This window comes from Desulfuromonas sp. AOP6, from assembly GCF_009731355.2.
Lineage (GTDB): Bacteria > Desulfobacterota > Desulfuromonadia > Desulfuromonadales > SZUA-540 > SZUA-540.
Genome location: NZ_AP022810.1, coordinates 965,708 through 978,080, shown reverse-complemented (window position 1 = coordinate 978,080; position 12,373 = coordinate 965,708). Strand labels below are relative to the sequence as shown.

Annotated in this window: 11 protein-coding genes; all 11 read right to left on the bottom strand. The window is 49.5% G+C overall.

Annotation, left to right across the window (positions count from 1 at the left end):
• Positions 1–4: 4 nt before the first annotated feature.
• Entirely contained in the window at positions 5–1,324 is a 1,320-nt protein-coding gene (gene fliD / locus AOP6_RS04675; protein WP_155875457.1) for a flagellar filament capping protein FliD, read from the bottom strand.
• Between the two features lie 18 nt (positions 1,325–1,342).
• Positions 1,343–1,687: a flagellar protein FlaG gene (locus tag AOP6_RS04670; protein ID WP_155875456.1), complete on the bottom strand. Its 345-nt coding sequence runs from the start codon at positions 1,685–1,687 to the stop codon at positions 1,343–1,345.
• A 74-nt stretch (positions 1,688–1,761) separates the two neighbouring features.
• Positions 1,762–2,586, bottom strand: coding sequence for a flagellin domain-containing protein (locus AOP6_RS04665; protein WP_155875455.1), 825 nt, complete (start codon positions 2,584–2,586; stop codon positions 1,762–1,764).
• Between the two features lie 199 nt (positions 2,587–2,785).
• Positions 2,786–4,801, bottom strand: coding sequence for a tetratricopeptide repeat protein (locus AOP6_RS04660; RefSeq protein WP_155875454.1), 2,016 nt, complete (start codon positions 4,799–4,801; stop codon positions 2,786–2,788).
• A 115-nt stretch (positions 4,802–4,916) separates the two neighbouring features.
• Positions 4,917–5,342, bottom strand: coding sequence for a flagellar assembly protein FliW (locus AOP6_RS04655; RefSeq protein WP_155875453.1), 426 nt, complete (start codon positions 5,340–5,342; stop codon positions 4,917–4,919).
• Positions 5,342–5,581 (bottom strand): carbon storage regulator CsrA, encoded by a 240-nt coding sequence (gene csrA, locus AOP6_RS04650; protein WP_155875452.1) that lies wholly within the window; start codon positions 5,579–5,581, stop codon positions 5,342–5,344. The genes AOP6_RS04655 and csrA overlap by 1 nt, the downstream gene beginning before the upstream one ends.
• 43 nt (positions 5,582–5,624) lie before the next feature.
• On the bottom strand, positions 5,625–6,566 hold the full coding sequence (gene flgL / locus AOP6_RS04645; protein WP_155875451.1) for a flagellar hook-associated protein FlgL: 942 nt from the start codon (positions 6,564–6,566) through the stop codon (positions 5,625–5,627).
• A 3-nt stretch (positions 6,567–6,569) separates the two neighbouring features.
• Entirely contained in the window at positions 6,570–7,979 is a 1,410-nt protein-coding gene (gene flgK, locus AOP6_RS04640; protein ID WP_155875450.1) for a flagellar hook-associated protein FlgK, read from the bottom strand.
• Positions 7,979–8,329 (bottom strand): flagellar protein FlgN, encoded by a 351-nt coding sequence (locus AOP6_RS04635; RefSeq protein WP_155875449.1) that lies wholly within the window; start codon positions 8,327–8,329, stop codon positions 7,979–7,981. The genes flgK and AOP6_RS04635 overlap by 1 nt, the downstream gene beginning before the upstream one ends.
• 2 nt (positions 8,330–8,331) lie before the next feature.
• The gene (gene flgM / locus AOP6_RS04630; RefSeq protein ID WP_213194762.1) at positions 8,332–8,703 is read right to left on the bottom strand and encodes a flagellar biosynthesis anti-sigma factor FlgM; all 372 of its coding nucleotides are present in this window, start codon (positions 8,701–8,703) and stop codon (positions 8,332–8,334) included.
• A 176-nt stretch (positions 8,704–8,879) separates the two neighbouring features.
• A complete protein-coding gene (locus tag AOP6_RS04625; RefSeq protein WP_155875447.1) occupies positions 8,880–12,329 on the bottom strand; it encodes a glycosyltransferase in 3,450 nt (1,149 codons plus the stop codon).
• Positions 12,330–12,373 lie beyond the last annotated feature (44 nt).

The following is a 12,373-nucleotide window of genomic DNA, read 5'->3' as shown; positions in this document are numbered from 1 at the left end:
AGATTCAGGCGTTCAAGGCGTTTAATTGCTGCGAGAGATAAGCACTTTGGGAGTTCATGGAAGAGACGAGGTCTTCCAGGGCGCTGTATTGAGCCCGAAGGTTTTTCTCTTTCTGTTCCATGCGACCCTCAAGCCTCAGGAGATTGAGATCGATTCGACGAAGGCTGCTGTCGGTGCTCTCCTTGCGACTGGCCAAAATGCCATCCAGACTGTCGGTGATGCTATCCAGATAGCCTTTAAACAGAGTGCTGACTCCATCAATCCCCGACTCACCCGCCAGCAATTTGGCGACACCGTCAAGATCGTTTTCAATGGCTTCGGTCAACGTGGTATCGTTCACCGTCAGGGTACCGTCACGTTCCGTCTTCAGACCCAGCTGTGACAACATGGTATAGCTACCGGAAACGCCTACGGGTGCGGTGAGCATGTTCTGAAGGTTGCGCTTGACGCTGCGAAAGCTGGAATCTTTGCCCCAATCGGCTTCAGACTGTTTGGCGATAAACTCAAACACTTCATTGTAGGCCTTGACGAAATCGTTGATCTTTGTCTTGACCGCCTCCTTATCAACAGCGATGTTGAGACTGGTCTTTTCCCCAAGCGCATTGGCCTTGGTCAGATCTAGCGTGATCCCGGGAATGGCCTCATCAAAAGTATTCGTGTTGCTTTTGATCTGAATATTATCGACGAGAATGGAGGCCTGCATGGCCACCTGAACGTTGCTGAAAGCAGGAGCAGCATACGCACCCGCGCTTGTCTCGTTCCCACTGACCGTAAAGCTTGTAGAGGCATCGTCCCCTGTCAGAACCATGCGGTACCCGGTAACCCCGTCGTTGATGATCGAGGCTGAAACACCCGTCGGCGTATCGCCGGTATTGGCCAGGTTAATCTTGTCAATCAAGCTGCTGAGCGAATCGCCGTCATAGGCGATATCAACACCATTGATGGTAATCGTCCCCTGCCCGAAAGACGCTTCTGAAGAACTGGCGTAACCGCCACTGACGTCTTTTTGCAGCTGAGCCAGGTTCTGAACTTCGATCTGGTAATTGCCGGGAAGTGCCGTGCCGGAGGTCGACACACCGAAGAATTCATCGGATCCGGCTTTTGCGGTATAGGAACGGACCTCATCCTGGGTATCAAGAGCCTCGAACTTACCCTGCAACTTGGACAGAATACCATCAAAACTCTTGAAGGCATCCAAGCGGCTCTTGAGGTAACTCTGTTCCCGCTCCAGACGATCAATGGGTCTCCGCTCGATCTCCATCAACGCATCGATAATGGCGTTGGTATCCAGGCCTGTAGCCAATCCGCCGAATGTTATGGACATACCTACCTCCGCCTCTGCTTAACTTGCCGAATCGACCAGGTTGCCGCGCAGGGTCTTCAGGTGTTTAACGTTTCCAAGAATTTCTTCGGGCGGGATCTGCCGGATCATTTCACCGGTAGTCGGGTCTACGAGTCGGATGATCAGTTTCTGGGTCGCATCATCCATTTCAAAACGCACGCTGTAAGCCCCGTCCTGAGTCAGTTCCTTGATCTTGGTCAGAACTTGTTCGGGCGGTACTTTCTGTTTGTCCCCCGATGACGAGGAGGAATCCTGAGGGTTCTGCCGCTCGATCTTCTCAACTTCAGCGGCCTCCCTCTCCTTGAATTGGGACATCCCTTGAACTGCGACAGATTCAACTTTCATGGTCCTCTCCTCCTACCAACGGGAAAAATGGGGGCCGGTAAACCGGCCCCCGATCTCACATGTGGTTCTCCCGATTAACCGAGAAGAGAAAGAGCCAGCTGAGGGGTCTGGTTGGCCTGAGCCAGGATCGAAACCCCTGCCTGCTGCAGGATGTTGTACTTGGTCATTGTGGACGTTTCGGCCGCGATGTCCGCATCCAGGATGCGGGAGCGGGCAGCGGAGACGTTTTCAGAAACATTCTGCAGGTTGGCGATGGTAGACTCGAAACGGTTCTGCACGGCACCCAGGTCGCCACGGATGGTGTCGACAGTAGAGATAGCCGAATCGATGGCAGCAATAGATGCGCTGGCGCCTGAAGCAGTGTCAACACCAATAGCTGCGTCAGTAACACTGAGAGCCGTAGCGGTAGCACCAGCAATTCCCACAGAAATGGTCTGACCCGAATCTGCACCGACCTGGAAAGCCTGGGCGGTAAAAGTACCGTCGAGGAGTTTGGTGCCGTTGAACTCGGTGTCAGTGGCGATACGGTCAATTTCAGAAATCAACTGCTTGAATTCGGCATCCAGAGAAGCGCGGTCAGTCGTAGAGTTGGTGGCGTTGGCTGACTGAACAGACAGTTCACGCATGCGCTGCAGAATGTTGGTGGTCTCAGAGAGAGCGCCTTCAGCAGTCTGCGCCAGAGAGATACCGTCGTTAGCGTTACGGGCAGCCTGATTGAGTCCGCGGATCTGGGCGGTCATGCGGTCGGAAATGGCCAGACCGGCGGCGTCATCCTTGGCGCTGTTGATACGCAGGCCCGAGGAGAGGCGCTGCATGGCGGTGCTCATGCCTTTTGAAGTGGAGTTCAGATTGCGTTGAGCGTTGAGAGAACCGATATTGCTGTTGATTACGAGTGCCATAACATTATCCTCCGTGATGTGTGTGTTTGCGGGCGTCCTTGCCCTTTTGCTTACGGTGATTACTGCCTTTTTTCAACCGAAAGAGCGCGATTGGTCACTAATAAACCTCACCTCCTTTTGCAGATTTCTTTCGGCTTGAAACTCTTATCGGATCTTTTGTCGAAAGGCTTTAGAGAAAAATGAAAGGGATTTTGTTTTTTTATCCCTGATGTTCCACACAATATTTTATCCAGACATCACGAAACAGATTTTCCAGGGTTTCGTTATATGTTAGGGAGTTACCCCAGGATGAATTCAAAATTTCACTGCGGATATTTTTGCGAAAGTTCTCAAGAACTCCTGGGTTGCCACTCAGGTCCACAGCTGTCTTTACATAGTCAGAAACATTGCAGGCAACGAACCTTTCAAGGCCCAGCCCGCCTAGAATAGAAAGACCCATTCTAGATATCCCCCGTTCACCAGCCATGGAAACGACAGGCACTCCCATCCAGAGGGTATGACAGGTGGTCGTATGCCCATTCCAAGGGAAGCTGTCCAAGGCGATATCCACTTGAGTCACTAATTTCAAATGCTCTGAAATAGAAGTATTCCCCTTCGCCAGAATCCGATCGCCGGCGACGCCTCTGCTTTCAAAGAACCGTTTCAGCTCTAAAACCTTGCCCTTGTCCGTCAGAGGCTTAGCCTGAAATACCAGACGGGATTCGGGAACACCCTGCATAATTTCAGACCAGATCCCGAGGAGATTTTCTGAAATTTTTGAAAAATTGTTAAAACTGCCAAAGGTGACGTAGCCATTTTGCCTACAAGGAAGCGGGCCTATATCCGGCGCGGGGGACGGCGGCGCATAGCAGAAAAAATTTCCAGGCAGGCGCAGCAATTTCTCGGCATGGAAACACTCCGTCAGCCCGACAGGATCACACCAGGAGTCGGTAATCCGGTAATCCATGGCATCCATGCCGGTCCCATCAGGGTTCCCCAGAAAGGTGATTTGTACTGGGGCCGCCTTATGGGCAAATACCAGGAGCCGGTTGTCGCCAGAATGTCCAGCAAGGTCAACCAGAATATCGATCCGATCGTCACGAATCCATTGGGCCACCTCTTCATCAGGGACCCCGCAGATGTCCCGCCAACCTGTTGCCCACTCTTTCATTTTTTCGGTCTGTTGATCCGGACGGGAAACATTGGAGTAACAGAACACTTCAAAGTGACTGCGGTCAAAACCGGAAAGGATGGGAGTGATAAAGAAGCAGACCGGGTGGAAGCGGAAATCTGGCGAGACATAGCCAATCCTGAGCTTTTTGTCCCGCGTCAGTTCGGTTTCAGGCCTCACCGATTTCTGGAGCACGGGCAAGGCATGGCGTTCGTTCCATCGACGTTGCTCGGCATAGATTTCATCACGACTCAGGGCTTCCTGATAATTCATGAGAAACAACAGATTGGAGTGAATCAGGGGCTTTTCAGGGGCCAGGGCAACAGCCTCTCTGGCCTGCTCATACGCTTCCTGGAACCTCCCCAGGGACTGAAGCAGCCCGGCCAGGTTTGTCCGTGGCCCATCATCGTCGGGAGTAATCTCGATAGCTTTATGGAAATGGGACAGGGCCTCCTCGGCCATGCCCATATCCATGAGAACAACGCCCATGAGATTGTGCCCAGGCGAATAATCAGGGGCAAGACTCAGGGCTTCTTCCAGATAGACAATAGCCTGCCCAGGGCGGTTGACAGCCCGGTAGGCAACCGCCAGGGCATAACAGAGCTGCGCAGGTTTATCCGAAGACGTGAGAGCCGTCTGGTAAATCGTGACGGCCTCTTTCGCTCTACCCTGCTCAACAAGAAGACGGCCTAAATTGATGCTCGCATCATGCATCCCGGCCGAATGTTGCAAGGCTTGCTTAAAAGCATTTTCCGCCTCTGCCCTGCGGCCGCGTTTCGCATAAAGCAAGCCGAGATTGTTCCAGGCTTCCGCCAACGAAGGCTCTGCCGCAAGAGCCTCCTTATAGGAATGCAAGGCGTCTTCGTCCCTGCCTGCCCCCTGATAGATATAGCCAAGAGCATACCAGAGCTTGGCCTGATTACCTCCCCTGTTCACCTCACCCGACAGCAGAGAGATGGCCTGGGTCACGGCGCCCTGACCGAAGAGGTCCATGGCTTTGCTCACCAGCACGGCATCTGAACTCTCTTTTCTGGGAGTCTTGATCTGCCTATTTTTTCTTCCCATAAGTCATCACCCTTTTAAACCGCCGCTCACCCGACCCGATAGCGTCACCATTAAAAGCAACGCCCTCTTTTCAAAAAGAATAGAGGGCGTCGGAAATGGATTCAAAGAAAAAAAATTAAGCCACTTCCGGCAAAGGGTGCTTTGTCGTATAGGACGTTTTTTCGAGGATGACCTGCATCGCCCGATTGCTGGCAGGAGCGAAAAGGATCGGGGCCATCAGGTTGAGGGTTACCTTTCCTCCCGCATGAACAGTCACGACCGACAGCACATAACAGTCATCTTTTTCGCTGATCCCGAGAAAGCTGCGCTCTGTCTCATCGGGAGCCACCCGGTAATCGAGAAAGAAGTTGGTCGGTTCGGTCAGCACAAAGGCAATCTGGGGGTCGTCGATGCTCTGAATCCAGAACAGCGGGCCGTCTTTGATATTGGGCATGACGATGAATTCCCGCAGGCCCTCAAAACCGATGAGGCCCTTAGGAAATTGCAGGGTATTCCGGGGATCGTATTCGACTTCGCCGAAACGCGTCATGATTTTATTCATCACCGATCCTCCTTGGCAAGGCTGGCCGTCAAAAGAGAGTTCAGATCGGCAAGGTTCCATTGGGTGGCCTCCTTGTTTTCCGCGCAGATGCGGTCGTAGACCTCCTGCCGGTATATTTTCATATCCTGGGGGGCGTCGATACCAATGCGTATGCCGCCACCCTTGATCTCAACAATGGTGAGTTTGATGTTGTCGCCGATGACAATACCTTCACCGGCTTTTCGAGTCAGAACCAACATGGCGCCCTCCCTGGCTGATGTGTCCCCTTCTCCAAGGGGATTGTTAGAAATAATCGAGGATGGACAGCTGCGAGACCCTGGCACTGACCTGCATGGCGGCTTTCAGGGCGTTTTCCTCCATGGTCATATTGCTGATGGCTTCGACCAGATCAATATCCTCATAACGGGACCGTATTTCTTCCATATCGATATTGAGTGTTTCCATATGGACACGAGCGGTGTCAAGACGCTGCCCGACCGCCCCCAGCAGGCCGTGCAATTTACGGACCTGATTGGCACCCTCTTCAACATTGTCGATTTCGACATTGACGGCGTCCGGGTCGTTGGCCCGCAACCCCTCTTCAATGCGGGCGAGCACAGAAAAAATATCGATACCAACCTGCTCGGCTACGCCGTCGCCATCCGTATCCTCCTGGCCCATAAAAAGCTCGGATCCCGGAATGGAGGTCTCGACCAGAGCGCCAGGGCCTATTTCCAGTGTAACGGCCCGGGAATCACCCGCATAGATAACGGGCGCGGAAGAGGTGCCCGGATAGGCAGGATTGGCGAGAAAGGGCTTGGTATTGTCGGCATAGCCGGCAAAAAGGTACTTGCCGTCGACCTTGGCGTTGGCGGCGTCAAGCAGTTCCTCTCGGCGCAAAGCGATTTCATTGGCCAGCAGGGCGCGGTCTTCCGGGGTATAGGTAGCATTGCCGGCCTGAATCACCAGCTCTTTTACGCGGGTGAGGACATTTTCCACGTTGAAAAGATAGGCTTCGGAGTTGTCCAGACGATCCTGCGCCGTATCCATGGTCCGCACGTAGCGATCGGAGGCGCTGATCTGGCTGCGGGCATTCAGGATGGGGCGAATCGCCGTCGGATCATCAGAAGGACGGGATACCTGCTTGCCCGTCGCTGTTTTGATGCGCCAGTCATTCAGGCGGGTGCTGCCGCGGGTCAGATTCTGCAACAGCGTACGATAGGTTGTCGCGTTGGTTGTTTTCATCGACTACCTCTTCAGATTGATCACGGTATCCATCATCTCATCGACGGTGGTCAAAAATTTGGCTGCCGCCTCAAAGCCCGATTGGTACTTGACCAGACTCAACATCTCTTCTTCAATCGAAACTCCCGATTTGGAGTCACGCAGGTTCTGCAGTTGGATCAGAGCATCGTCGGCGCCATCCCGCTGAAGATTGTTCTGGTTGATCGTTATCCCGACCTTCCCGGCGATTTTACTGTAAAACCCATTGAAGCTGTCCGCGCCGTCAATTACAGGCGCCTGGTGAAGGGTCGCCATGTCCAGCGCGTTGGTGTTGTCTCCCGACAGGCCGCTCTTACCGGCAGCGACCAGCCCCGTATTGTTAACCACAGCCGCACTAACCTGCATGACAGCAGCGGCGCCGGCTCCAAAGGTCGCTGGCGGAACCGGCAGAGGCGCCGCCTCGAAAAACAGACCAGCCGGATTGCCGTCACGATCAACGCCTGCCTGATGGACCGCATTGACGCTTTCAACCAGGTTATAGGCCAGCTTGTCAAAATCCGCGAGAAGGTCTGGAATAATTTCATCCCGCACACTCAGAAGCCCTTTGATCTCGCCCCCTACATCTCTGAGTCCCAGGGGGATATCAGAGGCCTTGGTCTTCAGGGAAATCTCGATTTTACCATCGACCCGCTGCGTTTCCAGAGGGAGGTACTCCCGTCCCTGCACGAGGGGGAGCCCGCCGGGCAATTGCAGGGAAACCGTGCCATCGCGTTGTTCCAGATAGGAAGCCCCCAAGGCCTTGGCGACATCCTGCACCAACAGGTCACGCCGGTCACGCTCACCGTTAGCGGTAAGACCGGTGGCCTCGATACCGGCAATCCTGTCGTTGAGATCGGCTATTTCCTGGAGAGCCGAATTGACGCCGACTACCTTGGATTCCAGGATCGTGTTGATATTTTCCTGCGCATACTGCATCTGACTGCTGGCCGAATTAAAAGCCGCCGCCAGTGTCTGGCCGTTCTGGATGACGATCTGGCGCTCCACCTCTCCGCTGGGATTCGTGGAAAGCTCCTGCCAGGAGTCAAAAAAAGCATCCACCGCCGTGGAAAGATTGGCATCGGTGACGTTGACGATTCTCTCCACTTCGGTCAAAGGCAGGCTCTTGGCATCCATTTCGCCAAAGGACGCCTGCTTGGATACAAGCTGATCCTGCACAAAGGAGTCGTAGTTACGAACGATATCGTCAACCCTGACACCGGTACCGATAAACAGGCCGCCGTACTCCAGAGTAGGAACGTCCGAAAGCTGCATCACCTGACGGGAATAGCCCGGCGTGTTGACGTTGGCCATATTGTTGCCGGTGACTTCAATCCCCTTCTGATTGGTGAAGAGGCTCGTCTTGCCGGAATTCAACGCATTAAGGAGACCCCCCATCAGATCCTCCCTCTCAAAAGCATCCCTTCGGAACGACCGCGGACGGTAGCCCCGTGAGCGCCATAAGATACCGGAGACAGCTCTTTCCGGAAAAAACTCATCGATTCACGGATAAACCCCAGCGATGCCCAGAACAGATAAGCATTGCGGCGGTTTTCTTCGCGCACAGCAACCGCCAGCTCACGATCTTCAGGAGCGACCTTGGTTACGGACTGCAAAGACCGGAGCAGTTCGTTTTTGGCCTGAACGGTATGCAGTAGCTCATCCATTGCCATGGTCTTGGCGCACTCACGCTCCTTGAGTATCAGCGCATAAAGCTCTTCAAGCTGGGCTCGCAGGGTCGACGCCATGATCATTTCTCCCCGGTGACGAACTTGAGCAGGCTGGCCGCCACTTTATTAAGATCAGGCTGGTAAGAACCATCGGCGATCTGCGCCTTAAGTTCATCGATCTTCTGTTGGCGAGCGGACACCTCAGAAGTGCCGCTGTCCTGAATATGGCTCATCTCCATGATAAGGGGAGAGAAAGCGACTTTCTCCATGGACTCGGTGCGCGCCGCGCCTTTTGTTTCCTGGGCCTGGGCTGCCTGCTGCAGGGCCGAGGAAAAGCTCACTTTGTCCGCCGCGCCCGCCTTGGCCTTGTCGCCTGCGGCTGCCGTCTTCTGGCTTTTCTTCAACCCGTCGAGAGGGCCGAGCCCTTTGTCTCCAGAAATTTTGATCGTCATAATCATCCCCTTATCGATAAAAATTATTCATTTAAGGCTAACAGAGGTTCATGTCATCTAAGCGACATACTTGCTCTTGCCTGTCTTATCGGTGGGATGTGGTGGGAACTTTAGGAAAAAAATAGAGGAAAGAAGAAGCGCCTCATGGAGAGGCGATTCAAAGCAACGCGAAAATTTTACCAGTGTTCACCCAAGGGGGCTCCACTAACGTAGGCAGGTGGTCCAAACTTTTCAGCAAACAAAGGGTACATAAATCCATCCGAGGTCTCTCGCGTATCAAACCACCCCCCAACCTCAAGCCAGCGGCTCCTTCTCATTACAAACTGCATGCAATCGATATTTGCAAAAACAAGAGGCTTGCCACGTAAAATTTCAAATTTTTCATAATTTCTAGGATTAGAATAATACAGGAGCTCGCCATTCCTCTCTAAACCCATCATTTTCACAGGAAAAATAATAATATCACTGTCAACAGCTGATAAAATTTTTAAAGCATTAGGATAAAGAACATTATCAGGATTAAAGTGAATGATGTATTCTCCCCTTGCTTGCTTTATACCAAGGTCCCTAAGAGAATGCCCCCAGTTATTGTACCTTTGTTTAGTTGGCATAATTTTAATGGGAAATTGGCAGGATGCATCTAACAAAGGACCATCATGGTAACAGAGTATTTCGAAATCTTTAAATGATTGGCATAGTATTGAATTAATACCTTCAATAAACTTTTTGTGTGAAACTGACCCCTGATAGTGCGGAACTATTATTGAAAATTTCGGATTATTTGAAAAAGAGTTTGGTAATGCGTTTGAATTAATATCAAGCTTGTTTTTATTCTCGAATATTGATGGTAATTTTTCCACTACATGCTTTATTATTTGATAGTGAAATTCGACGACTCTTTCTCCTGTTTTATGCTTACCAAAAAAATTGTTAACAATTGTGAATTGGCCTCTAAAACCTTTTTCTTTTGCGAACCCATAATAGCCCGGCTCAGTTATTGAGAGACTAAAACAGTCATGAATAGGCCATTCCCCGTCCACATCTCCAACCCTGCCATTTTGCACTATTTCTAGCATGGCGCCATGTCTGCACACCCGGTTGACAGCATTCATCAAGGGGATGATTTCAGGCAAAAGCTTAACCTCCCCCGTGATACGAAAGAAATCAATTTCAGAATCACCAAAGGGTAGGTCAACAGACCGACCATCTTGAGTCATACGCAACTCAACACCGGAAACTTTATTTTCACTCGCGACTATCTCGACCCGCCGATATTCACCATATCGCTTCATTTCTCGCTTGACTGCGGGCCTCGTTTCCAATCGAAGGCCTTTAAACCTTGTCAAAGAGAAAGAATTTTTCTTCTCCAAAACATGAGAATGCTTTGTATTGAACCGCTTAAAATATCTACTCCAATCTTCACTATAATTCCCTGCGGAGGAATGGAGCACATTAATTCGATGGTCAACCGCAATCCGATAGCCTTTTAAAAAGGCAGTATAAGTAAAATCCAGGTCATACAGGTGGAACCCATCAAAAAGATCCTCATCAAAGGAAACTTCCTTAAACACATCCCGCCGCACCGCAAAAAAAAGGCCATCGAGGGCCTGAATCCCCGGCACAAGTTCAGGATCGCGGCCATTGCCATAGATACAAAGCTCATAGGTATCGGCTTTGCCTTTCGTCAAATGAGCGACCTGCCCGTGAATGTAGGGGTGGCCTGCCGCTATCCAGTTACCCTCGACAAGCCTACTTGTTCCCGCCACTCCGACAATATCGCAGCTTTCTAAACTTTGATGCAGTCGACTCCCGAGATTCTCGTTAAAAAATTCGATATCGTCGTGGCAAAAAACAAGCACATCACCTCGGGCTTCACGGATACCACGATTATAGCCCTCACATAAAGATTGAGCGTCAGGGATGCGAATTAATTCGAAAGGTTCCGAAAAAGATTGATTCAGGCTCGACTGAAGTCGTGAAAATTTTGTATCATCAACACTGCAAGTGATAATGGAAAAATATGACTTTTTATTCTCATGGCTGATATCTGCATCCGTAAACTCAGCCTCACGTTTACACATCTCTAGATTTTCAGAAGCCTCTTTAAAATCAGGGTCAATTTGAGTACATCGTCTAAAGAATTCTTTAGCTCGGCTTAAATTCTTTTGCTGATAGGCAATGACACCTAGATTATTTAAGGCTTCGACATTTTCCTGGTTCAATTCTAGCATTTTTAAGAAACAGTTAATCGCTTCACTGAAATTTCCTTGTTGAAAAAAGGCTTCTCCTTCATCGCAAAGACATCTAACTTTATTCGCTTCTTCATCATTTTTACCTGTTTCCAAAGACAACAAGAAGCGCAAGTTCTCGGAAGCATCTCCAAAAAATGGATCAATATAAAGACAGCAATTAAATAGATTTTTTGCCTCGTCAAACTCTCCATTTTGCATAGCAACAACCCCTAAGTTATTAAGGGCTTCTATATTTGAAGAATCATCTTTTATTGCGTTAACAAAATATTTTTTAGATTTATCATAGTTACCTTCTTTAAACAGAGCCTCACCCTTTAATATTAAATGTCTATTATTTGATTTTTGTTGATACATTGACCCTTTGTACAGTTTTCTAATCACCACTGAATGTGGCTTTAATTTTTGTAAAGAATTTATTAAAGTCTCAATATTCTTATTATAAGAACCACACTCAATGCGTTTTTTAATAAAGGTTTCAAGACAATATTTTGTTTTTATTTTGTCTTTTAAATTTAATACGAATTCTTGAGCCTCCTGAAATTTTTCTTTAAGATTTTTAGCAATTTCTTCTGGTTCAAGTTTTTGATTACAACACCTTCCGGAAAAATTATATTCCTCTGCCCTGTAAAAGTTCTTCTCACTTAACCAACCAGGTCCACCGAATTTATCGTAAACAAAAACAGGCTTTCCCATAAGAAGGCTATTTTGAACTGTTTTTCCAATTGTTATAACAGCATCATGTTCTTCAATATGATGAGGGCGCAAGCGTGTGTACTTACCAACATTACCAATGTGAGTGAATTCAACATCACAAAGACTCGTAAGTTTTTGCAACTCGATTAACTCTTGAGGCAAATGATTGGAAACTAGCAATACTTTTTTTAAGGATTGGGCTGCAACAGGACTGGCTGACCAGAATGATGGGCTACAGGCATTAAAGAAATTAAACACATCTTGGTTTTCGACATAATGAGATATGGCTCTTGCAGTTTCTGTACTGTTGGAACAAATCTGGGCTCCAATGTCCTTAGCGAGCCCCAAGCCAATATGCTCAAATTCTTCGTAAGGTGAAAGATGTGCTGAAACTATAACCTGATTTTTTTCAAAATCGGGGAGATTTTCAGGCAAACATAATGGCGCAACTAAATGATGCATCCACACAAAGTCATATTCAAAAAAATTTGGGCGCGTATCTGAATCTGAAAGCGAAATCTCGGGGAAAGTGTGCTTGGCGATGTCAGGTGCTAAAGCATTGCAGTAAATCAATACATCAAAACCAAGCCTAACCAAGGTTTCCGCAACCTCTAGGGCAAGGATTTCAGAACCTGCAAAAGAATGGAGATGATTGGTGAGAACTAATGCTTTTTTTTTCATAACTCTACCATAAGGAATTTAATATGAGACTGACACTGACCGTG

Excerpts from the sequence above, each read along its gene's own strand:
- fliD (WP_155875457.1), bottom strand. The coding sequence starts at position 1,324 with ATGTCCATAACATTCGGCGGATTGGCTACAGGCCTGGATACCAACGCC.
- AOP6_RS04670 (WP_155875456.1), bottom strand. The coding sequence starts at position 1,687 with ATGAAAGTTGAATCTGTCGCAGTTCAAGGGATGTCCCAATTCAAGGAG.
- AOP6_RS04665 (WP_155875455.1), bottom strand. The coding sequence starts at position 2,586 with ATGGCACTCGTAATCAACAGCAATATCGGTTCTCTCAACGCTCAACGC.
- AOP6_RS04660 (WP_155875454.1), bottom strand. The coding sequence starts at position 4,801 with ATGGGAAGAAAAAATAGGCAGATCAAGACTCCCAGAAAAGAGAGTTCA.
- AOP6_RS04655 (WP_155875453.1), bottom strand. The coding sequence starts at position 5,342 with ATGAATAAAATCATGACGCGTTTCGGCGAAGTCGAATACGATCCCCGG.
- csrA (WP_155875452.1), bottom strand. The coding sequence starts at position 5,581 with ATGTTGGTTCTGACTCGAAAAGCCGGTGAAGGTATTGTCATCGGCGAC.
- flgL (WP_155875451.1), bottom strand. The coding sequence starts at position 6,566 with ATGAAAACAACCAACGCGACAACCTATCGTACGCTGTTGCAGAATCTG.
- flgK (WP_155875450.1), bottom strand. The coding sequence starts at position 7,979 with ATGGGGGGTCTCCTTAATGCGTTGAATTCCGGCAAGACGAGCCTCTTC.
- AOP6_RS04635 (WP_155875449.1), bottom strand. The coding sequence starts at position 8,329 with ATGGCGTCGACCCTGCGAGCCCAGCTTGAAGAGCTTTATGCGCTGATA.
- flgM (WP_213194762.1), bottom strand. The coding sequence starts at position 8,703 with ATGACGATCAAAATTTCTGGAGACAAAGGGCTCGGCCCTCTCGACGGG.
- AOP6_RS04625 (WP_155875447.1), bottom strand. The coding sequence starts at position 12,329 with ATGAAAAAAAAAGCATTAGTTCTCACCAATCATCTCCATTCTTTTGCA.